16 protein-coding genes are annotated in these 21,022 nt (G+C 72.4%); 4 read left to right on the top strand and 12 right to left on the bottom strand.

Annotated elements, in window-relative coordinates; all coding sequences use genetic code 11:
• The first annotated feature begins 108 nt into the window (after positions 1-108).
• Entirely contained in the window at positions 109-1,101 is a 993-nt protein-coding gene (locus tag ACN9M0_RS26155; RefSeq protein ID WP_366035960.1) for an NAD(P)-dependent alcohol dehydrogenase, read from the top strand.
• On the opposite strand, the gene ACN9M0_RS26150 is transcribed toward ACN9M0_RS26155, so the two are convergent.
• The 7 genes from ACN9M0_RS26150 to ACN9M0_RS26120 form a co-directional block, all read right to left on the bottom strand.
• A complete protein-coding gene (locus ACN9M0_RS26150) occupies positions 1,073-1,654 on the bottom strand; it encodes a TetR/AcrR family transcriptional regulator (protein WP_366035961.1) in 582 nt (193 codons plus the stop codon). The two genes, ACN9M0_RS26155 and ACN9M0_RS26150, sit on opposite strands and share 29 nt — an antisense overlap.
• Before the next feature lie 71 nt (positions 1,655-1,725).
• On the bottom strand, positions 1,726-3,315 hold the full coding sequence (serA, locus tag ACN9M0_RS26145; RefSeq protein WP_366035962.1) for a phosphoglycerate dehydrogenase: 1,590 nt from the start codon (positions 3,313-3,315) through the stop codon (positions 1,726-1,728).
• A 238-nt stretch (positions 3,316-3,553) separates the two neighbouring features.
• On the bottom strand, positions 3,554-4,555 hold the full coding sequence (gene ilvC, locus ACN9M0_RS26140) for a ketol-acid reductoisomerase (RefSeq protein WP_093873951.1): 1,002 nt from the start codon (positions 4,553-4,555) through the stop codon (positions 3,554-3,556).
• A 119-nt stretch (positions 4,556-4,674) separates the two neighbouring features.
• The gene (gene ilvN, locus ACN9M0_RS26135; RefSeq protein ID WP_366035963.1) at positions 4,675-5,202 is read right to left on the bottom strand and encodes an acetolactate synthase small subunit; all 528 of its coding nucleotides are present in this window, start codon (positions 5,200-5,202) and stop codon (positions 4,675-4,677) included.
• A 31-nt stretch (positions 5,203-5,233) separates the two neighbouring features.
• Complete coding sequence (locus tag ACN9M0_RS26130) at positions 5,234-7,084, bottom strand: acetolactate synthase large subunit (RefSeq protein WP_366035964.1); 1,851 nt, start codon at positions 7,082-7,084, stop codon at positions 5,234-5,236.
• Between the two features lie 228 nt (positions 7,085-7,312).
• On the bottom strand, positions 7,313-10,183 hold the full coding sequence (locus ACN9M0_RS26125; RefSeq protein WP_426405327.1) for a putative bifunctional diguanylate cyclase/phosphodiesterase: 2,871 nt from the start codon (positions 10,181-10,183) through the stop codon (positions 7,313-7,315).
• A 473-nt stretch (positions 10,184-10,656) separates the two neighbouring features.
• A complete protein-coding gene (locus ACN9M0_RS26120; RefSeq protein ID WP_366035965.1) occupies positions 10,657-11,622 on the bottom strand; it encodes a 2-hydroxyacid dehydrogenase in 966 nt (321 codons plus the stop codon).
• A gap of 75 nt (positions 11,623-11,697) precedes the next feature.
• On the opposite strand from ACN9M0_RS26120, the gene ACN9M0_RS26115 reads away from it, so the two are divergent.
• The 3 genes from ACN9M0_RS26115 (at position 11,698) to ACN9M0_RS26105 (ending at position 14,234) form a co-directional block, all read left to right on the top strand.
• Positions 11,698-12,693 carry an aldo/keto reductase gene (locus tag ACN9M0_RS26115; RefSeq protein WP_426404310.1) on the top strand — a complete coding sequence of 332 codons (996 nt, stop codon included), beginning with the start codon at positions 11,698-11,700 and terminating at the stop codon, positions 12,691-12,693.
• A gap of 102 nt (positions 12,694-12,795) precedes the next feature.
• Complete coding sequence (locus ACN9M0_RS26110) at positions 12,796-13,911, top strand: PQQ-dependent sugar dehydrogenase (RefSeq protein WP_399696012.1); 1,116 nt, start codon at positions 12,796-12,798, stop codon at positions 13,909-13,911.
• Positions 13,908-14,234, top strand: a complete 327-nt coding sequence (locus tag ACN9M0_RS26105) for a DUF6191 domain-containing protein (RefSeq protein ID WP_426404309.1) — start codon at positions 13,908-13,910, stop codon at positions 14,232-14,234. The genes ACN9M0_RS26110 and ACN9M0_RS26105 overlap by 4 nt, the downstream gene beginning before the upstream one ends.
• Here the strand turns inward: ACN9M0_RS26105 and ACN9M0_RS26100 are convergent.
• From ACN9M0_RS26100 to ACN9M0_RS26080, 5 genes are all read right to left on the bottom strand, one after another.
• On the bottom strand, positions 14,118-17,174 hold the full coding sequence (locus ACN9M0_RS26100; RefSeq protein WP_426404308.1) for a helix-turn-helix transcriptional regulator: 3,057 nt from the start codon (positions 17,172-17,174) through the stop codon (positions 14,118-14,120). The two genes, ACN9M0_RS26105 and ACN9M0_RS26100, sit on opposite strands and share 117 nt — an antisense overlap.
• Positions 17,175-17,181: 7 nt before the next feature.
• Positions 17,182-17,379: a hypothetical protein gene (locus tag ACN9M0_RS26095; RefSeq protein ID WP_366035969.1), complete on the bottom strand. Its 198-nt coding sequence runs from the start codon at positions 17,377-17,379 to the stop codon at positions 17,182-17,184.
• Positions 17,380-17,540: 161 nt separating this feature from the next.
• Positions 17,541-18,119 (bottom strand): hypothetical protein, encoded by a 579-nt coding sequence (locus ACN9M0_RS26090; RefSeq protein ID WP_426404307.1) that lies wholly within the window; start codon positions 18,117-18,119, stop codon positions 17,541-17,543.
• 35 nt (positions 18,120-18,154) lie between these two features.
• The gene (locus tag ACN9M0_RS26085; protein WP_366035971.1) at positions 18,155-18,712 is read right to left on the bottom strand and encodes a GNAT family N-acetyltransferase; all 558 of its coding nucleotides are present in this window, start codon (positions 18,710-18,712) and stop codon (positions 18,155-18,157) included.
• A complete protein-coding gene (locus ACN9M0_RS26080) occupies positions 18,690-20,927 on the bottom strand; it encodes an MMPL family transporter (protein ID WP_426404306.1) in 2,238 nt (745 codons plus the stop codon). The genes ACN9M0_RS26085 and ACN9M0_RS26080 overlap by 23 nt, the downstream gene beginning before the upstream one ends.
• Between the last annotated feature and the right edge of the window lie 95 nt (positions 20,928-21,022).

Raw genomic sequence — 21,022 nt, 5'->3', positions numbered from 1 at the left:
CGGGGTGACGGCGCCTCAGGGTCTTGTCCGGGTCGTCCCCGATGTCCCCGTGCCGCCAGAGGCCCTACCGTCATGAGTGGTGGGAGCGTCGGAAGGCGAGGGGGCGTCATGAAGGCATGGGTGCAGGACCGGTACGGATCGGCGGACGTGCTGGAGTTCGCGGAGGTCGAGCGGCCGGTGCCGGGCGAGCGGGAGGTGCTCGTCCGCGTCCACGCCGCCGCGGTGAACGCGGCGGACTGGCACCTGATGCGGGGCGACCCCTATGTGGCCCGGCTCGCCCTCGGCCTGCGAAGACCGAAGGAGCGGATCCGGGGCAGGGACTTCGCGGGCCGCGTCGAGGCCGTGGGCGCCGGGGTGACCGGGCTGCGCCCCGGGGACGAGGTCTTCGGGGAGGCACCCGGGACCTTCGCCGAATACGTGTGCGCCTCCGAGGAGGTGACGGAGCGCAAGCCGGCCGGCCTGACCTTCGAGCAGGCGGCGGCGATACCGCTGGCGGGCAACACCGCCCTGATGGGTCTGCGGGACCTGGGGAAGGTGCGACCGGGCGCGAAGGTCCTGGTCAACGGGGCTTCGGGAGGCGTCGGCACCTTCGCCGTCCAGCTCGCGAAGGCCTTCGGCGCGGAGGTGACGGGGGTGTGCAGCACCCGGAACGCGGCGCTGGTCCTCGGGCTCGGCGCGGACCGCGTCGTCGACTACACCCTCGAGGACTTCACCACCGGCAGGGACCACTACGACCTGGTGTTCGACCTGGTGGGCAACCGGTCGCTGTCCGAGCTCCGGCGGGTCCTCTCCCCCGCGGGCGTGCTCGTCCTGTCCGGCGGCGGGGTCTTCGAGGGGGGCAGCGCCTTCGGGCCGATGGGGCTGCTCCTCAAGGGCCGGTTGCTCTCCTTGTTCTCCGGCCGCCGGCTCCGCGTCCTCACGGCGGAGCCGCGCCGGGAGAACCTGGCGGCGCTGCGGGAACTCGCCGAGAGCGGCGGCATCGCCCCGGTGGTCGAGCGGACCTATCCGCTGGACCAGGCGGCGCGGGCCCTGCGGTACGTCGAGGAGGAGCACGCCCGCGCGAAGGTCGTCCTCAGCTGTCCTCCCCCATCAGGACCTTGAGGCCCGCGGTGAGGTCGTCCGCGGTCGGCGCCGTCTCCGGGTCGACCATCCACTGGATCATGACGCCGGTCGCCAGGGCCTGGCAGAGCAGCCCCGCCACCCGGGCCTTCTCCGGGTCCGCCTCCGGGTCGAGGCCGAGGAAGCCCTCGGCCATCCCGAGCCGGCCCTCCCGCTGCGGCTCCTTGATCGCGTCGCGCAGCTTCTCGTCGTCGTCGAGCCGGGTGACGATCTCGGTCTGGAGCTTCCAGACCGGCCTGCTCGCCTCGGCCGCGCCGATGACCTGCTCCCAGACGGCGTGGAAGCGCCGGTACGGGTCGGCCGGCAGCTCCCGCTTCCGCTCGCCGGAGCCGGCGGGGCCGACCTGCTCGCCCCACTCCTCGGTGAGGGCGAGGAAGGCCTGCTGGAGCAGGGCGTCCTTGGAGCCGTAGTGGTAGCCGATGGAGGCGAGGTTGGTGCCCGAGGCGGCGACGATGTCGCGCGCGGTGGTGCGCCCGTACCCCTTCTCCAGGAGGCAGCGCTTGGCGCCTTCGAGGAGGTCTTCCTTGTGTCCCATGACAGCACTGTACCCGGCCACTAGACACTTGTGTAAGACGAGCGTCTAGCAACCGGGTACGGAGAGGTGCGTCAGATCAGGTTGACCGAGCGGGCCGAGGCGGCGCCGATCTCCTCCGCGATCTCCGCGAGCACCGGAGCGGGCAGCGTGTCGTCCACGGTGAGCACGACGAGCGCCTCGCCGCCCTCCTCCGCGCGGGAGACCTGCATGCCGGCGATGTTCAGACCGGCCTCGCCGAGGATCCGGCCCACGGTGCCGACGACACCCGGGCGGTCCTCGTAGCGCAGCACGACCATGTGGTCGGCGAGCGCCAGGTCCACGTCGTACTCGCCGACCGCGACGATCTTCTGCAGGTGCTTGGGACCGGCGAGCGTGCCGGAGACCGAGACCTCCTGGCCGTCCGACAGGGTGCCGCGCACGGTGACCATGTTGCGGTGGTCGGGCGACTCGGAGCTCGTCGTCAGGCGCACCTCGACACCGCGCTCCTGCGCGAACAGCGGGGCGTTGACGTACGACACGGTCTCGTCGACCACGTCCTCGAACACGCCCTTGAGCGCCGAGAGTTCGAGCACCTTCACGTCGTGCTGGGTGATCTCGCCGTAGACCTCGACGTCGAGACGGGCCGCGACCTCACCCGCGAGCGCGGTGAAGATCCGGCCGAGCTTCTCGGCGAGCGGCAGACCCGGCTTCACGTCCTCCGCGATGACACCGCCCTGGACGTTGACCGCGTCCGGGACCAGCTCGCCCGCGAGCGCCAGGCGCACCGACCTGGCGACCGCGATACCGGCCTTCTCCTGGGCCTCGTCCGTGGACGCGCCGAGGTGCGGGGTGCAGACGACCTGGTCGAGCTCGAAGAGCGGGGAGTCCGTGCAGGGCTCCTTCGCGTACACGTCGAGGCCCGCGCCGGCGACCCGGCCCTCCTTCAGCGCCGAGTACAGCGCCGCCTCGTCCACGATCCCGCCGCGCGCGGCGTTGACGATGCGGACCGAGGGCTTGACCTTGTGCAGCGCCTCGTCGCCGATGAGACCGATGGTCTCGGGGGTCTTCGGCAGGTGGACGGTGATGAAGTCGGCGACCTCCAGGAGTTCGTCCAGGGCCAGCAGCTTCACCCCCATCTGGGCGGCGCGGGCCGGCTGCACGTAGGGGTCGTACGCGACGATCTTCATGCCGAACGCGGACATGCGCTGGGCGACCAGGACGCCGATGCGGCCGAGGCCGACGACGCCGAGGGTCTTCTCGCTCAGCTCGACGCCCGTGTACTTGTTGCGCTTCCACTCGCCGTTCTTCAGCGCGGTGTTGGCCTGCGGGATGTTGCGCGCGGTGGCGACGAGCAGGCCGCACGCGAGCTCGGCGGCGGTGACGATGTTCGAGGTCGGGGCGTTCACGACCATCACGCCGGCCTTGGTGGCGGCGGAGACGTCGACGTTGTCCAGACCGACACCGGCGCGGGCCACGACCCGCAGCTTCCCGGCGGCGGCGAGGGCCTCGGCGTCGACCTTGGTCGCGGATCGGACCAGGATCGCGTCCACATCGGCGATGGCGGGGATCAGCTCGGCCCGGTCGGCGCCGTTGCAGTGCCGGATCTCGAAGTCCGGGCCCAGTGCGTCGACGGTGGCGGGCGACAGCTCTTCAGCGATGAGTACGACAGGTTTCGAGCTCACGTGAGTCCTCACAGATCCAGTGCGGACGGCCGTCCCGACGGCCGCAGGCGGTGGAGGGGGCTTGCCGCGTGAAAGCGCACGACGCTGTGGGCCTGAACGCGAATGTTGTTGAGAAGTGTAGTGGTGCGACGGCGCCGTTCATGCGCCTCGTTGGAAGGATCACCCGTCCGTGGTTGGACGGGGTGTCCAACGATGTGGCGAGGGGCCGGACACGGTGTCCGGCCCCTGCCGTGAAGGCTTACGCCTCCTCGTCGTTCACCCAGCTCATGAGCTTGCGCAGCTCCTTGCCGGTGGTCTCCAGGAGGTGGTTGGCGTCCTGGGTCTTGTACTCGTTGTACTTCTTCAGGCCGCCGTGGTACTCGGCCATCCACTCCTTGGCGAAGGTGCCGTCCTGGATCTCCGCGAGGACCTTCTTCATCTCGGCCTTGGTGGCCTCGGTGATGATCCGCGGGCCGGTGACGTAGTCGCCCCACTCGGCGGTCTCGGAGACCGACCAGCGCATCTTCTCCAGGCCGCCCTCGTACATGAGGTCGACGATGAGCTTCAGCTCGTGCAGGCACTCGAAGTACGCGATCTCCGGCTGGTAGCCGGCCTCGGTCAGGGTCTCGAAGCCCGCCTTGACCAGAGCCGCGGTGCCACCGCAGAGGACGGCCTGCTCACCGAACAGGTCGGTCTCGGTCTCCTCGGTGAAGGTCGTCTTGATGACGCCGGCACGGGTGCCGCCGATGCCCTTGGCGTACGAGAGCGCCAGCGCGAAGGCGTTGCCGGTCGCGTCCTGCTCGACGGCCGCGATGCACGGAACGCCGCGGCCCTCCTCGTACTGACGGCGGACCAGGTGGCCCGGGCCCTTCGGGGCGACCAGGGCGACGTCGATGCCCTCGGGCACCTTGATGAAGCCGTAGCGGACGTTCAGGCCGTGGCCGAAGAAGAGCGCGTCGCCCTCCTTCAGGTGGTCCTTGATGGACTCCTCGTAGACCTGGGCCTGGATCGGGTCCGGCGTCAGGATCATGATGAGGTCGGCCTCTTCCGCCGCCTGGGCGACGGAGACGACCCGCAGGCCCTGCTCCTCGGCCTTGGCCTTGGACTTCGAGCCCTCCTGCAGACCGACGCGGACGTCGACACCGGAGTCACGGAGCGACAGCGCGTGGGCGTGGCCCTGGCTGCCGTAACCGATCACCGCGACCTTACGGCCCTGGATGATGGACAGGTCGGCGTCGTCGTCGTAGAACAGCTCGGCCACTGGGTATCTCCTTGAGGTGCTGGTGTTGCGTCCCACCGTACGGCGGGGAGCGGGAGGAAGGTTTTCGGGTCTCGTCAGTCGGACCGCCGGATGGACCCGCGGTCGACCTCGGACGACTCTCAGGCGCTGCGGTCGAGGGCCCGCAGGGACCGGTCCGTGATGGACCGGGCGCCACGCCCTATGGCGATCGTGCCGGACTGGACGAGCTCCTTCACGCCGAACTGCTCGAGCATCTTGAGCATGGCGTCGAGCTTGTCACTCGAACCGGTGGCCTCGATGGTGACCGCCTCGGGCGAGACGTCCACGGTCTTGGCGCGGAACAGCTGCACGATCTCGACGATCTGGGAGCGGGTCTCGTTGTCGGCGCGGACCTTCACCAGGACGAGCTCGCGCTGGATCGCAGCGCTGGGCTCGAGTTCGACGATCTTCAGGACGTTGACCAGCTTGTTGAGCTGCTTGGTCACCTGCTCCAGGGGCAGGTCCTCGACATTGACCACGATGGTGATGCGGGAGATGTCGGGGTGTTCGGTGATGCCGACGGCGAGGGAGTCGATGTTGAAGCCGCGGCGGGAGAACAGGGCGGCGATCCTGGCGAGGATGCCGGGCGTGTTCTCGACGAGAACGGAGAGCGTGTGCTTGGTGGACATGTCTGGGTCTCTTCCTTTTCGCTCTGCTCGCTCAGTCGTCTTCGCCGTCGCCGAAGTCGGGGCGGACGCCCCGCGCGGCCATGACCTCGTCGTTCGAGGTGCCGGCGGCGACCATCGGCCAGACCTGGGCGTCCTCGTGGACGATGAAGTCGATCACGACCGGGCGGTCGTTGATGGCGTTGGCCTCGGCGATGACCTTGTCCAGGTCGGCCGGGTCCTCACAGCGCAGGGCGACACAGCCCATGGCCTCGGAGAGCTTGACGAAGTCGGGGACGCGGGTGCCCTTGTTCGCCTGGACGTCGTCCGGGCCGGAGTGCAGGACGGTGTTGGAGTAGCGCTGGTTGTAGAAGAGCGTCTGCCACTGCCGGACCATGCCCAGGGCGCCGTTGTTGATGATGGCGACCTTGATCGGGATGTTGTTCAGGGCGCAGGTGGTGAGCTCCTGATTGGTCATCTGGAAGCAGCCGTCGCCGTCGACCGCCCAGACCGTGCGGTCCGGCATGCCGGCCTTGGCGCCCATCGCGGCGGGGACCGCGTAGCCCATGGTCCCGGCGCCGCCGGAGTTCAGCCAGGTGGCCGGCTGCTCGTAGTCGATGAAGTGCGCGGCCCACATCTGGTGCTGGCCGACGCCCGCGGCGAAGATCGTGCCCTCGGGGGCGAGCTGACCGATGCGCTGGATGACCTGCTGCGGCGAGAGGCTGCCGTCCTCCGGCAGGTCGTAGCCGAGCGGGTAGGTCTCGCGCCAGCGGCTCAGGTCGCTCCACCAGGCGGTGTAGTCGCCCTTGTTGCCCTCGCTGTGCTCGGCCTGGACGGCCTGGACCAGGTCGGCGATGACCTCGCGGGCGTCACCGACGATCGGGACGTCGGCGGCGCGGTTCTTGCCGATCTCGGCCGGGTCGATGTCCGCGTGGACGATCTTGGCGTACGGGGCGAAGCTGTCGAGCTTGCCGGTGACGCGGTCGTCGAAGCGGGCGCCGAGGGCGACGATCAGGTCGGCCTTCTGCAGCGCGGTGACGGCGGTGACCGCGCCGTGCATGCCCGGCATTCCGACGTGCAGCGGGTGGCTGTCGGGGAACGCGCCGAGCGCCATCAGGGTCGTGGTGACCGGGGCGCCGGTGAGCTCGGCGAGGATCTTCAGCTCGGCGGTGGCGCCGGCCTTGATGACGCCGCCGCCGACGTACAGGACGGGCCGCTTGGCCGCGCTGATCAGCTTGGCGGCCTCGCGGATCTGCTTGGCGTGCGGCTTGGTCACCGGGCGGTAGCCGGGGAGGTCGGTCTGCGGCGGCCAGCTGAAGGTGGTCTTCGCCTGCAGGGCGTCCTTGGCGATGTCGACCAGGACCGGCCCCGGGCGGCCGGTGGAGGCGATGTGGAAGGCCTCGGCGATCGTCCGCGGGATGTCCTCGGCCTTGGTGACGAGGAAGTTGTGCTTGGTGATCGGCATCGTGATGCCGCAGATGTCCGCCTCCTGGAAGGCGTCCGTGCCGATCGCCTTCGACGCGACCTGGCCGGTGATCGCGACGAGCGGGACGGAGTCCATGTGCGCGTCGGCGATCGGGGTGACCAGGTTCGTCGCGCCGGGGCCCGAGGTCGCCATGCAGACGCCGACCTTGCCGGTGGCCTGGGCGTAGCCGGTGGCGGCGTGCCCCGCGCCCTGCTCGTGACGGACCAGGATGTGGCGCACCCGCTTCGAGTCCATCATCGGGTCGTAGGCGGGGAGGATCGCGCCGCCGGGGATGCCGAAGACGGTGTCCGCGCCCACTTCCTCGAGAGAACGGATGAGGGACTGCGCACCCGTGACGTGCTCGACGGTGGTGGCGGGCTGCGCGCCGCCGCGGGGCCGCGGCTGCGGATGGTGCCCGGTGGCCTGGTCGGTCATCAGCATCTCTTCTCGAAGCAGAGGGTTTTTGCGAGGTGTTTTGCGAGGGTTTGCTGCGTTTTTGGGGTGAGCCAGTGCAACAAAAAACCCCTCGTGCCGTGAGGCAAGCGAGGGGAGCGCGTCGGGTGCGTTCTCAGCGGGGCCTACGGGGGCCCTGCCTCAGCCGACGCGCTTTCCAAGTACGAGAATTCGGGTGCGCATGGCAATGACCCTCCCTCTCCGCCCTCGCCACTGTCAAGTGGGTGGGACAGGCGTCTCAGTATTTGAGCGGATCGGGGGACGGTTTCCGACACGGACGGGGACCGCTCCGGGCAGCGGGTACTCGTCCCGTACGAGGGCCCTGCGCAGGCGGTACTCGTCGAGCGGGCCCGAGAAGGCCATGCCCTGGGCGTGGCTGCAGCCCATCGCGCGCAGGGCGATGACCTGCTCCGGGACGTCGACGCCCTCGGCGACGGTCTGCATGCCGAGCTCGCCGGCGATGCGGAGCACCCCGCGCGTGATCTTGCGCAGCCGGGCCGATTCGACGACGCCTTCGACGAGCCCCCGGTCCAGCTTCAGTATGTCCACGGGGAGCCGGCGCAGGGCGTTGATCGCCACGTGTCCGCTGCCGAATCCGTCGAGCGCGATCCGCACCCCGAGCCGGCGCAGGGTGACCAGGCGCTGTTCCAGCTCGTCGAGCGAGGTCCGGGGGTCGCTGTCGGCGAGCTCGACGATCAGCGAGCCCGACGGCAGCCCGTGCCGGGTGAGCAGCGACTCGATCGAGCCGAGCGGCAGCGAGCGGTCCAGGAGGCGCCGGGCGGAGAGCCGGATGGACACGGGTGTGCGATGGCCGATTCCCGCCCGCTCGGCGGCCTGCTCCACGGCCTCCTCGAGGAGCCAGCGGCCGAGCTCGGCGGTGCGCTCGCCGTCGTCGGTGACCCGGAGGTACTCCGCCGGGGTGAAGAGGATGCCCTGGCTCGAGCGCCAGCGCGCCTGCGCGCTGACGGCGGAGATCCGGCCGGTGGCGAGGTCGACGACCGGCTGGTGGAGCAGGGCGAACTCGCCGTCGTGGAGGGCGGTGCGCAGCCGGGCGGCCAGCTCGGTGCGCCGGACGACCTCGGCCTGCATCTGCGGGGCGTAGAGCTCGACGCGGTCCTTGCCCGCGGCCTTGGCGCGGTACATGGCCAGGTCGGCGTTGCGCAGGAGGTCGCCGGCCTCCATGCCGGGCTCGGCGAAGGCGACGCCGATGGAGGCGGCGACCCGCACCTCGTTGCCGCCGTCCACGCGGTACGGCTGGGAGAGCGTGAGCCGGAGCCGGTCGGCGATCTCCTGGACCTGGTTCCGGCGGGCCGCCCGGTCGCGTCCGCCGTCGCCGAGGATGAGGGCGGCGAACTCGTCGCCGCCGAGCCGGGCGGCGGTGTCCCCGGCGCGTACGGAGTCGTGGAGGCGGCGGGCGGCCTGGACGAGGAGGTCGTCGCCCGCCTGGTGGCCGAGGCGGTCGTTGACCCCCTTGAAGCCGTCGAGGTCGATGAAGAGCACGGCGGTGCCGGGGTCGGAGGAGCGGCGGCCGCTGAGCGCCTGCCGGACCCGCCGGGTGAAGAGGGCCCGGTTGGGCAGGTCGGTGAGCGGGTCGTGCTCGGCGTTGTGCTGCAACTGCGCCTGGAGGCGCACCCGTTCGGTGACGTCCCGGCTGTTGAAGATCAGGCCGCCCTGGTGCCGGTTCACGGTCGACTCGACGTTGAGCCAGCCTCCCCCGCTCTCGGCTTCGCTCGCGCGGGAGGTACCCCCATGGCCCGAGCGGAAGCGGCATTCGATCCGGGTGGTGGGCTCCTCGGCGGGCGAGGCGGCCAGGAAGCGCCGCACCTCGTGGACGACGGCGCCGAGGTCCTCGGGGTGGATGAGGGCGGCGAGCTCGGAGCCGATGAGCTCGTCCGCGTCCCGTCCGTACACGCCGGAGGCGGCCGGGCTGACGTAGCGGAGCACCCCGGTGGGCGCGGCGATCATGATGACGTCGCTGGAGCCCTGCACGAGTGACCTGAAGTGGTTCTCCTTCTGGGCCAGTTCGTGGGTGAGGGCGATGTTGTCGAGGAGCATGATGCCCTGGCGTACGACGAGGGCGAGCACCACCGTGCAGCCGGTGAGGACGACGACGCGGTCCACCCGGCGCCCCTCGACGACGTTGTACAGGATGCCGAGAGTGCAGACGGCCGCGGCGAGGTACGGGGTGAGGGCGGCGAGCGAGCCGGCGACCGGGCGGCTGTGGAGCCACTGGCCGCGCGCGGGGGCCGCGCTGTCCGGCGGGCGCCGCACGCCCCAGGGCGCGTAGGCCAGGAGCAGCGAGCCGGCGAACCAGCCGGCGTCGAGCAGCTGGCCGGAGGCGTAGTTCTCGCGGAGCAGCGGCGAGGTGAACAGGGCGTCGCACAGCACGGTCAGGGCGAGCGCGGCGATCGCGGTGTTCGTCGCCGAGCGGTTCGCCTGCGAGCGCCGGAAGTGCAGGACGAGGACCATGCTGACGAGCACGATGTCGAGCAGCGGGTACGCGAGCGACAGGGCGGCCTGGGCGACGGACTCGCCCTCGAAGTGCGCGGTGCGGGCGAGGGCGAGGCTCCAGGAGAGCGTGAGCAGGGAGCCCCCGATGAGCCAGGCGTCGAGACCCAGGCAGACCCAGCCGGCCCGGGTGACGGGCTTCTTGGCGAGGACGAGGAGGCCCACGATGGCGGGCGGCGCGAAGAGCAAGAAGAAGAGGTCCGCCGCGGAGGAGTCCGGCACGTCGGTGCGGAGGACGACCTCGTACCAGCCCCACACGGCGTTCCCCGCGGCCGCCATGAAGGAGGAGAAGGCGAAGAGCAGCCAGGCCGGGCGGTCGCTGCCGCGGTGGCCTCGGCCGTAGAGGAAGCAGGAGACCGCGGCGGCGAGCGCGGCGGCGCTGAGCCCGAAGTCGCCCATGAAGAGCGCCAGTCGGGGGGAGCCCCAGCCGAGGGAGGCTCCGGTGGTGTAGCCCGCGCAGACGAGTCCGAGGGCGACCTGGGCGACGGCCCCGCCGAGGCGGGGGCGGTCGGGGTCCGGGTGGCCGGAGCCGCCGCTGCCGACGGGGCGGCGTGTGAGGACCGCCCCGGGCGCGCTCACCGGGTCCTCCGGTGCCGGGCCGCCGCACCCGGCCGCGTCGTGCGGGCGCGCCGCCGGTTCGTCGGCACCACCGGGGGTGTGCCCGTCGCGGTCATGGGCGTCACGGTCGTGGATGTCGCGGTCGGTGTCCGGCGGCGCGGCGGCGCGTGGCGCCCGGTGTGGCGCCGCCTGGTCCGGCACCGAGCGTGCGAGGCCCCTGGTGAGACCTGGAAGGCTCGCCGGCGGCGGCGTCGCCGCGCCGGATCGTCGGTCCTCCGGCCGTGCTTCACCCGTCGCCCCCCTCGGATTCTGATGACCCGTCACTTCGCTCCCCAGCGTCAGCCCGTACTCGACGCAGTCCCCCGCCACGGGACGATACACCAGGACCGTCACTCAGGGACAGGGTCGCAGTACTCTCCGTGACGGCCAGGGGGCTTGTGCGCGGCGCGTGTCGGGGGCGCGCATCACCCGCCCGGCCGAACGCGGCCCTCCGGTCAGCCGGTGGTGAGGAGGACGTTGGCCAGCTCCTCGCCCGCCGCGAACCGCCGCAGCTGTCCCGCGATCAGCCGCTTCGCCCTCGGCATGAAGGCAGAAGTGGAACCTCCCACATGGGGACTGATCAGGACACCGGGAGCGTGCCACAAAGGGTGCCCGGCCGGCAGCGGTTCCGGGTCGGTGACGTCGAGCGCCGCCGTGATCCTGCCGCTCTCGACCTCCTTGAGCAGCGCGGTCGTGTCGACGACCGGGCCCCGGGCGACGTTCACGAGGAGCGCCCCGTCCTTCATCCGCCCGAGGAACCCGGCGTCGGCGAGATGCGTGGTCGCGGGCGTGAGCGGAGTGGAGAGCACCACCACGTCCGCCTCCGGCAGCAGCGCCGGCAGGTCCGTCAGGGCGTGCACCGGGCCGCGCTCTGTGGTGCGCGCGGAGCGCGCGACGCGCGCCACCCGCGCGCACTCGAAGGGCGCGAGCCGGTCCTCGATGGCGGAGCCGATCGATCCGTACCCGACGATCAGGACGGACTTGTCGGCGAGGGCCGGGTAGAAGCCGGCCCGCCACTCCTCGGCGTCCTGGCCGCGCACGAATCCGGGGATGCCGCGCAGCGAGGCGAGGATCAGGGCGAGCGTGAGCTCGGCGGTGCTGGCCTCGTGGACGCCCTTCGCGTTGCAGAGGGCGACCCCGGGCCGCAGCGCGCCGATGCCCGGCGTGACGTGGTCGATGCCGGCGGACAGGGTCTGCACGACCCGGAGGGAGGTCATCCCGGCCAGCGGCCGTACGGCGATCTCCGGCCCCTTCATGTACGGGACGACGTAGAACGCGCAGCGCGCCGGGTCGGCCGGGAACTCCGGACCACCGTCCCAGAAACGGTAGTTCAGACCCGACGCGTCCGGTGCCGGGAGGCCCTCGATCTCGTCGGCGGGAACGGGAAGCCACACGTCAGCGGTCGTGTCTTCGAATCTCATGACCGGGAGGCTATGCGAAGAATCCCGCGCGCCATTGGTTACTTTGGGGGACGGCACAGGGAGGGGTACCGGCAGGTGGAGCGCAGGACTATCGGGGCGACGGCGCTCGACGTGGGTGCGATCGGCCTGGGGTGCATGCCGATGAGCTGGGCGTACAGCCGTTCGGAACAGCGGGGGGACCGCTCGCTGCGGACCGTGCACGCGGCGCTCGACGCCGGGGTGAGCCTGCTCGACACCGCCGACATGTACGGGCCGTTCACCAACGAGCTCCTGGTGGGACGGGCGTTGAAGGAGCGGCGGTCCGAGGCCTTCGTCTCGACGAAGTGCGGACTGCTCGTCGGCGACCAGCACGTGGTCGCCAACGGCAGGCCGGGATACGTGCGTCGGGCCTGCGACGCCTCGCTGCGACGGCTCCAGACCGACGTGATCGACCTGTACCAGCTGCACCGGGCGGACCCCGAGGTGCCGGTCGAGGAGACCTGGGGCGCCATGGCCGAGCTGGTGTCGGCGGGCAAGGTGCGGGCGCTCGGCCTCTGCGCCGTGGGGGCGCGGGCGGTGCGGCGCGGGGGCGACCTGCACGAGGGAACGATCCGGCAACTGGACCGGATCCAGCAGGTCTTCCCGGTGGCGGCGGTGCAGGCGGAGCTGTCGGTGTGGTCGCGGGAGGCGCTGGTGCGGCTCCTGCCCTGGTGCGCGGCGCGGGGCGTCGGGTTCCTCGCGGCGATGCCGCTGGGGAACGGCTACCTGACCGGGACGCTGACCCCGGGCGGCGGCTTCGAACGGGACGACCCGCGGGCCCGGCACGCCCGGTTCACGGCCGAGATGATGGCGGCGAACCAGCCGATCGTGGCGGGACTGCGCCGGGTGGCCGCGCGGCACGGGGCGGACGTCACCCCGGCGCAGGTGGCGCTCGCGTGGGTGCTGGGCCGCGGGCCGCACGTCGTGCCGGTCCCGGGGGCGAAGCGGGAACGGTGGGCGGTGGAGAACGCCCGGGCTGCCGCGCTGCGGCTCACGGCGGAGGACCTGACGGAGATCGCGGCGCTTCCTGCGCCCCGCGGGTCCTGGGACTGAGGCTCGCGGAACAACGGGCCCGGCGGCCGGGAACCTGATCGGGGCGAGCGGTGTATCAAAGGGTGTACGGATGCCGCTCGACTCGTCGAAGGGGACCGGACCATGAGCCGTCCTGTCGTGAAGGCCCTGTGGGGCGCCGCCGTGCTGGTGCTCGTGGCCGGCTGTTCCTCGGGAGGCACCGAGGAGCGCCCGGGCACGGCCCCGCCGACGTCGGTCTCCCCTTCGGCGGCCCCGTCCGCGACCGGCGGTGGCCGGGTGTCGGTGACCGGCACGCTCACCGAGGGGCTGAAGTCGCCCTGGGGCCTCGCGGAGCTGCCCGGCGGCGATCTGCTCGTCTCCTCGCGGGACGAGCGGACCATCACCCGGATCGACGGGCGGACCGGCGCGAAGACCCCGCTCGGCGAGGTGCCCGGGGTGGTCCCGGGCGGTGAGGGCGGGCTCCTGGGGCTCGCGGTCCGGGACGGCCGGGTGTACGCGTATCTGACGGCCGCCTCGGACAACCGCATCGTGCGCATGCGGTACGGCGGCGGGGCGGGCGACCGGCTCGGCCCGCCGGAGCCGGTGCTGACCGGCATCCCGAAGGGGTTCGTGCACAACGGCGGACGGATCGCGTTCGGGCCGGACGGGATGCTGTACGCGGGGACGGGCGAGACGGGCCGGACCGGTCTGGCCCAGGACCGGGCGTCGCTGGGCGGGAAGATCCTGCGGATGACCCCGGAGGGCAGACCGGCGCCGGGCAATCCCTTCCCGGGCTCGGTGGTCTATTCGTACGGCCACCGCAATGTTCAGGGGCTCGCCTGGGACCCGGAGGGAAGGCTGTGGGCGGCCGAGTTCGGGCAGAACACCTGGGACGAGCTGAACCTGGTGAAGCCGGGGCGGAACTACGGCTGGCCGGAGGCCGAGGGCCGGGCCGGGCGGGCCGGTTTCGTGGACCCGGTGGCCCAGTGGCCGACCTCGGAGGCCTCCCCCAGCGGCATCGCGTACGCCCGGGGCGCGATCTGGATGGCCGGGCTCAGGGGCGAGCGACTGTGGCGTGTCCCGCTCTCCGGGGCGGAACGATCCGGGGACCCCGAGGCGTTCCTGAGAGGTGAGTACGGACGTCTGCGCACGGTCCTCGCGACGGGCGGCGGCCGGCTCTGGCTGATGACCAGCGAGACCGACACCCGGGGCACGCCCGGGCCTCGGGACGACCGGATCCTCCGTCTGGAGGTGCGGTGAAGGAGGCGGTGACCGTGTTCGGTGGACTGGACGAGTTCTTCGCGCCGGGGCGCAGGCACACCGAGGAGGAGAAGCGCAGGCAGGCCCTGACCCGGGAGGACCCGGGGGACGCGGACCCGGCGAGCGGTCCGATAGACCTGCGCTCGGGCCGGGTGACGATACGGATCCCCCGCCCGGGGGCGGGGGACGCGGCGTCCGGTGAGGGGTCAGAGGGGCGTGTCGAGGATGTGGAGGCGGTGGGCCAGGGCGGCGGCCTCGCCGCGGCCGGCGACGCCGAGCTTGGCGAGGATGTTGGAGACGTGGACGCTGGCCGTCTTCGGTGAGATGAACAGCTCCTCGGCGATCTGACGGTTGGTGCGGCCGGCCGTGACCAGGCGCAGCACGTCCTGCTCCCTGGGGGTCAGACCGAAGGTGTCGTCGCCGGGCTCCGCCGGTGCCTGCGGCTGTGTCTCCGGGGTGAGGGAGAGGCGGGCGCGGGCGGCGAGGAGCTCCACGTCCTCGCGGAGCGGACGGGCGCCGAGACGGACGGCAGTGGCGTGGGCCTCGCGGAGCAGGGCCGCCGCCTCCTCGCGGCGGCCGCCCTCGACGAGCAGGGCGTCGGCGAGGCGGTGCCGGGCGCGCGCGAGCTGGTGCGGGCGTTCGAGGGGTGCCCAGGCGGCGACGACCTCGGCCCAGCGGGCGGCGGTCTCGCGGCCCTCGGCGCGGGCGAGCTCCTCGGAGACCTGCTGGGAGTAGGCCTGCCAGACCGGGGCCGGGGTGGCGAGGCCGCGGACGCAGCGGCGGACGAGGGCGAGCGTCTCGGGGCGCCCCTCGTCGGCGGCGGGCAGTCCCCGGCTGTCGGCCTCGGCGGTGACGGCGGTGAGGACGAGCGGCCAGCCGTAGCGGTGGGTGCCGGGCGGGAAGCCGGTCTCCGCGATCGCGGCGAGCTGGTCCCGTACGTCCGCGAGGTGTCCCTCGGCGGCGGCGACGGCGATCGCGACCTGCGCCATGGGCAGGGTGTACTGCGGGATCGGGTCGCGGGTGCCGTAGCGCGCGCGGGCCTCGGCGAGGTGCTCGGCGGCCCTGGCCGGCTCGCCGCGGAAGGTGGCGAGGTGGGCGAGCTGGAGCAGCGCCGTGCCCCCCGGCTTGGTGCTGCTCGCCCCGGAGCGGAGCAGCAGCTCGGCCTCCTCCTTGCTGCGGTCCCACTCGCCGAGCGAGACGAGCGACTCGGCGAGGTTGGCGCGGATCCAGCCCGCGCTGTCGACGAGCCCGCGGGAGCGGGCCAGTTCGATGCCGGCGACGGCGATCTCCACGGCCTCGGCGGAGCGGCCGAGCGCCTCCATGGAGGAGGAGAGGTTGATGTGGGCGCGGGTGGCCTCGTGGAACTGGCCGAGGGCGACGGTTCGTTCGCGCGCCTCGTGCAGCGCGGCGAGGCCGCCCTCGGCGTCGCCGGCCGACACCATGATGGTGCCGAGGGTGATCCGGGCGTTCAGCTCGATCGGCTCGGCCTTCACGAACCGCGCGTACTCGACGGCGCGTTCGGCGGCGGCGAGCGTCTCGGGGCCGGGGTTGCGGAGCATGCCCCAGCCGGCCGCGCCGACCAGGACGGTGGCGTGGACGGCGGACGGCGGGAGGCCCTTGACCAGTTCCTGGGCGCGGGCGATCTCCGGCCAGCCGTCGCCCCGGCCGAGGTTGGACTGGAGCCGGGCCATCTCGGTCCAGAACCAGGCGGCGCGCAGCGGGTCGTTCTCGCTGCTGTCGAGGATCCGGAGCGCGGTCCGGCAGATCTTCGCGGCCCGCTCCCGCTCTCCGCTGAGCCGGGCGGCGACGGCGGCCTCGGCGAGCAGGTCGAGGTAACGCAGCGAACTGGTCTCGGGGTCGCAGCCGCAGGCGGGGTACGCGTCGGCGTAGTCGATGGGGCGCAGGGAGTCGCGCGTCTCGCCGGGGACCTTGTCCCACAGCTCCATGGCCCGTTCGAGGAGGCTGAGCTGCTCGGCGTAGGCGTGCCGCTTGCGGGTCTCGACGGAGGCCTGGAGGACGGCGGGGAGGGCCTTCTCCGGGGCGTGCGCGTGGTACCAGTACGTGGCGAGCCGGGTGGTCCGCTCGTGGGGGCGGACGAGCCCGGGGTCGGCCTCCAGGGCCTCGGCGTAGCGCCGGTTGAGGCGGGAGCGTTCGCCGGGCAGCAGGTCGTCGCTGACGGCCTCGCGGACGAGGGAGTGGCGGAAGCGGTAGCCGTCGCCGTCGGGGACGGCGAGCAGGATGTTGGCGCCCACGGAGGCCCGGAGCGCCTCGATGAGCTCGTCCTCGGGGAGCCGGGCGACGGCGGCGAGCAGTCCGTACTCGACGGTGGAGCCGCCTTCGGCGACGATCCTGGCGACGCGCTGGGCGGCCTCGGGGAGCGTCTCGACCCGCACGAGCAGGAGGTCGCGCAGGGAGTCGCTGAGCTGGCCGGCGGCGCAGCCGGCCTCGTGGGAGACGACGAGCTCCTCGACGAAGAAGGCGTTGCCGTCGGAGCGTTCGAAGACCTCTTCGACGAGTCCGGGGTCGGGTTCGGCGGCGAGGATGCCGGTGAGCTGGCGGTGCACCTCGGTGCGGGTGAAGCGGGCGAGCTCGATGCGGCGGATGGTGCGGAGCCGGTCGAGTTCGGCGAGGAGGGGGCGCAGCGGGTGGCGGCGGTGGATGTCGTCGGCGCGGTAGCTGGCGACGACCACGATCCGGCCGCGGCGCAGGGTGCGCAGGAGGTACGTGAGGAGGTGCCGGGTGGAGGCGTCGGCCCAGTGCAGGTCCTCCAGGACGAGCACGATCGTGCGGTCGGCGGCGAGCCGTTCCAGGAGGCGCACGGTCAGCTCGAAGAGCCGGGCGGTGGAGTCCTCGTCGGAGGGCTCGTGGCTGCCGGGGACGCCCAACTCGGGCAGCAGGCGGGCGAGTTCGCCCTCGTGGCCGTCGGCGGCGGCGGTGAGTGCGCCGGGCAGGTGTCGGTGGAGCGCGCGCAGAGCGGCGGCGAAGGGCGCGAAGGGCAGGCCGTCGGCCCCGAGTTCGACGCAGCCGCCGAGCGCCACGACGGCGCCCTGGTCGCAGGCCGTGTCGAGGAACTCCTCGATGAGCCGGGTCTTGCCGACGCCCGCCTCGCCGCCGATGAGCAGGGCCTGGGGCTCTCCCGCGGTCGCGCGGGAGAGCGCCTCGGTGAGGGCGGTGAGTTCGCCGGCGCGGCCGACGAAGACGGGGCTGACTGACCTGGTCTCCACGGCGCCGAGCATCGCACAGACATCCATGCCGTCGCTCATACGGGGGTCACGCGGCCCGGACGAAGTGACCGCGACCGCCGTCGGCCGCCTGCTCCTCCGTGTGGTGACCCCCGATCCAGCGGCCGAAGAGGTGCAGGCCCCGGCCGGCGCCGGCGGCCGCGGCGGCCTCGTGGCCGAGACGCTGGGCGGCGGCCTCGCGGATGAGCTCGGCGTGGTTCATGCGCTGGAGTTCGTACTCGAACATCGTGTGCTCCCTGGGTTTCTCGGTTTCGGTATCGCTCTCTTGCGATGCCTCTACTTTCGTTTCCCAGGGGGTGCCGTCACATCGGGCGAGTGCCGCATGTTCGGGGTACGGGGGTCCTTAGGAGGGTCCTGGGGGGGGCCTTAGGCGACGCCGTAGGGACCTCAGGAGCCGGTGGTCGGGAGGCTCAGGAACAGGTCGAAGTAGGTACCGACCGACAGGAGCAGACCGAGGCCGCCCAGGACGGCGCCGGCCACGGCGACCGCGCGGACCCAGGCGGGGCGGCGGGGCAGGGTGAGCACGAGGACGGCGACGATCAGGGCGAGGAGGGCGAAGACACCGTTCACCAGCGCGGTGCTGTGCCAGGCGTCGCCGTAGATCTCGTTGATCTGCTGGGCCGGGGTGCCGCCGCCGGAGGTCTTGATCTGCCCGATGAGCGTCTCGCGCTCGGCGACGACCTTCCCGGTCCAGGTGCCGGTGAGGGCGACGGCGGAGAGGGCGGCGGAGACCACGGCCGCGGCGCCTGCACCGATGCCGGTGGCCTCCGGGGAGGCCGCCTCGTCGTCCTGCTCGTCGTCGTCCTCGGCGTCCGCCTGCTCGTCGAGAAGCTCCACGGCGTCGTCCACGGAGTCCACGGCGGTCTCGGCGGGCTCGGCGGCCGACACCTCCGCGGCGTCGTCGGTCTTCTCCGTCTCGGCCGTCTCGGTCTCGGTCTCGGTCTTCTCGGTCGTCTTGGTGTCCATGCGGCGCACGCTAGGGGGCCCACATGAGAGCGGCCTTAAGACGCCTTCGCCGCGCGCCACTCGGGGGCGAGGACGGCCCAGATCTCCGTGTCCGCGCGGGTGCCGCGGTACAGGTAGTTCTCCCGCACCACGCCCTCCTTCGTCATGCCGAGGCGGCGGGCGACGGCGATGCTCGGCAGGTTCTTCGTGGAGGCGTACCACTCGACGCGGTGGATGCCGCGCTCTTCGATCGCCCAGTCGATGATGGCCCGGCAGGCCCGGGTGATCAGTCCCTTCCCGGCGGCGGAGGGCTCCAGCCAGCAGCCGGCCTCGGCGGTCCCGTTCGCGGCGTCGAAGGTCCGGAAGAGGACGCCGCCGACGAGGGTGCCCCCGGTCCAGATGCCGTAGAGGCGGCCGGTGTCGCTCGCGGCCTTCTCGGCGTACGAGGTGAGGTAGGCGCGGGCGGAGTCGAGGTCCGCGACGACGTCGGGGAGGCCGATGTGCTGTCCGACGAACTCCCGGCCCCGGTCCATGTGGGTGAGGAATTCCTCGGCCTGCCAGGGCTCCAGGGGCCTGAGCTCGGCGCCGTCGTCACCCAGCGATATCGCGAACATCGTCGTTCTCCTCCGCAGTCGGAACCGTCACACGCTGTACGGGGATCTTCGCACGGGCGTCCGCGGCCTCCCGGCACTCGGGCGGTTCGATGCTGATGCGGGGCAGGAGGCGGTCGAGCCACTTCGGCAGCCACCAGTTCGCGCCGCCGAGCAGGTGCATGAGCGCGGGCACGAGGAGCGTGCGCAGGACGAAGGCGTCGAGGGCGACCGCCGCCGCGAGCGCGATGCCGAACATCGCGATGACCCGGTCGCCGCTGAGGACGAAGGCCAGGAAGACGGAGATCATGATGACCGCGGCGGAGTTGATCACCCGGCTGGTCTCGGCGAGGCCGACCCGGACCGCCCGCCGGTTGTCGCCGGTCTCCAGCCACTCCTCGTACATCCGGCTGACCAGGAAGACCTGGTAGTCCATGGAGAGCCCGAAGAGGACGGAGACCATGATCACGGGGAGGAAGGGTTCGATCGGTCCCGCGCTGCCGAGGCCCAGGAGCTCGCTCCCCCAGCCCCACTGGAAGATCGCGACGACGATGCCGAAGGCGCCGGCGACGGCGGCGACGTTCATGACGGCGGCCTTGAGCGGGATGCCGATCGAGCGGAAGGCCAGCAGGAGCAGAAGACAGCCGAGGGCGATGACGACGCCGACGAAGAGCGGCAGCTTGCCGACGATGATCTCGGCGAAGTCGTCGTACGAGGCGGTGACGCCGCCCACGTGCACGTCGAGGGAGGTGCCCGCCTCGGCCTTCGGGAGGACGTCCTCGCGGAGCCGGTCGACGAGCTCGCTGGTCGCCTTCGACTGCGGCGAGGAGTCGGGCACGACCGTGAGGACGGCGGTGTCGGCCGCGCTGTTGTACGTGACCGGGGAGACGGACGCGACGCCCTTGGTGGCGGTGAGGACGGCCGGCAGCTGGTCGAGGGCGCCCCGGTCGTCGGCGCCGTCGAGTCCCGCGACGAGGGTGAGGGGCCCGTTGACACCCGGGCCGAAGCCCTCGGCGAGCAGGTCGTACGCCTTGCGCGTGGTCGCGGTGGCCGGGCTGTTGCCCTGGTCGGAGGTGCCGAGGTGGAGCGAGAGGGTCGGCAGCGCGAGCACGCCCATGACGAGGACGGCGACCCCTCCGAGGAGCTTGGGGTGCCGCTCGACGAAGGCGGACCAGCGGGCGGCGAAGCCGGTGGGCAGCTCGGGCTGCGGCCCGCGCTCGGCGAGCACCCGGCGTTCGCGCCGGGACAGCGCCCGGGTGCCGATGAACGAGAGCAGCGCCGGCAGCAGGGTGACGGAGGCGGCGACGGTGAGGAGCACGGTGAGCGAGGCCGCGATGGCGACGCCGTTGAGGAAGCTGAGCTGAAGGATCAGCATGCCGAGGAGGGCGATGCAGACGGTGGCCCCCGCGAAGACGACGGCGCGGCCGGTGGTGGCGACGGCGGTCTCGGCGGCCTCGGCGACGGAGAGGCCGCGTTTGAGGCCTCTGCGGTGCCGGGTCACGATGAACAGGGCGTAGTCGATGCCGACGCCGAGGCCGACGAGCATGCCGAGCATGGGGGCGAAGTCGGCGACGGTCATCAGATGGCCGAGGAGCACGATCCCGGAGTACGCGATGCCGACGCTGACGAGCGCGGTCGCTATGGGGAGCACGGAGGCGGCGAGCGAGCCGAAGGCGAGGAAGAGGACGACGGCCGCGACGGCGACGCCGACGATCTCGGCGATGTGCCCGCCGGGGGCCTCGGTGAGGGCGACGGCGCTGCCGCCGAGCTCGACCTGGAGGTCGTCGGTGGCTGCGGCTCCGGCGGTGTCGACGAGGGCTTGGGCCTGGGCCTCGGGGATGTCGTCGGACTGCGCGCCGAAGGTGACGGTGGCGTAGGCGGTGTGCCCGTCCTCGCTGATCTGTCCCGCGGTGTCGCCGTACGGGGAGGTGACGGCGGCGATGCCGGGGAGGTCGGTGACCTCGTCGAGCATCGCGGTCATGCGCCGTTCCACGGCGTCGGCGCGGACGCTGCCCCGGTCGCTGTGCCAGACGATGGTGTCGGTGTCGCCGCCGAGGCCGTGGAAGCCGCGGTCGAGGAGGGCGGTGGCCCGGCCCGACTCGGTGCCGGGGACCTCGTAGTCGTTGGAGTACGCGCTGCCGGCGAGGGTCGCGCCGGCGGCGGTCCCGCCGAGCGCGAGGAGCCACAGGAGGACGACGACGAGACGGTGCCGGATGCACCATCGGGCGATGGCTGCCAAAGGACGTGCTCCCTGGGTGGTTCGTGGATCTTGCACGGGAGCTGCCCGAGAAGAACGCATGACCTGACGCATGACCTGCCTGCGCCCACGCGCCC

Origin of the sequence: Streptomyces sp. R-07, assembly GCF_049913175.1 — a bacterium.
Taxonomy (GTDB): Bacteria; Actinomycetota; Actinomycetes; order Streptomycetales; family Streptomycetaceae; genus Streptomyces.
The sequence above is the reverse complement of the archived record's forward strand: the minus strand, read 5'-3'. Positions and strand labels throughout refer to the sequence as shown.

Coding starts and splice junctions, on each gene's coding strand:
- ACN9M0_RS26155 (WP_366035960.1), top strand. CDS start 109: ATGAAGGCATGGGTGCAGGACCGGTACGGATCGGCGGACGTGCTGGAG.
- ACN9M0_RS26150 (WP_366035961.1), bottom strand. CDS start 1,654: ATGGGACACAAGGAAGACCTCCTCGAAGGCGCCAAGCGCTGCCTCCTG.
- ilvN (WP_366035963.1), bottom strand. CDS start 5,202: ATGTCCACCAAGCACACGCTCTCCGTTCTCGTCGAGAACACGCCCGGC.
- ACN9M0_RS26130 (WP_366035964.1), bottom strand. CDS start 7,084: ATGCTGATGACCGACCAGGCCACCGGGCACCATCCGCAGCCGCGGCCC.
- ACN9M0_RS26120 (WP_366035965.1), bottom strand. CDS start 11,622: ATGAGATTCGAAGACACGACCGCTGACGTGTGGCTTCCCGTTCCCGCC.
- ACN9M0_RS26110 (WP_399696012.1), top strand. CDS start 12,796: ATGAGCCGTCCTGTCGTGAAGGCCCTGTGGGGCGCCGCCGTGCTGGTG.
- ACN9M0_RS26100 (WP_426404308.1), bottom strand. CDS start 17,174: ATGAGCGACGGCATGGATGTCTGTGCGATGCTCGGCGCCGTGGAGACC.
- ACN9M0_RS26095 (WP_366035969.1), bottom strand. CDS start 17,379: ATGTTCGAGTACGAACTCCAGCGCATGAACCACGCCGAGCTCATCCGC.
- ACN9M0_RS26090 (WP_426404307.1), bottom strand. CDS start 18,119: ATGGACACCAAGACGACCGAGAAGACCGAGACCGAGACCGAGACGGCC.
- ACN9M0_RS26085 (WP_366035971.1), bottom strand. CDS start 18,712: ATGTTCGCGATATCGCTGGGTGACGACGGCGCCGAGCTCAGGCCCCTG.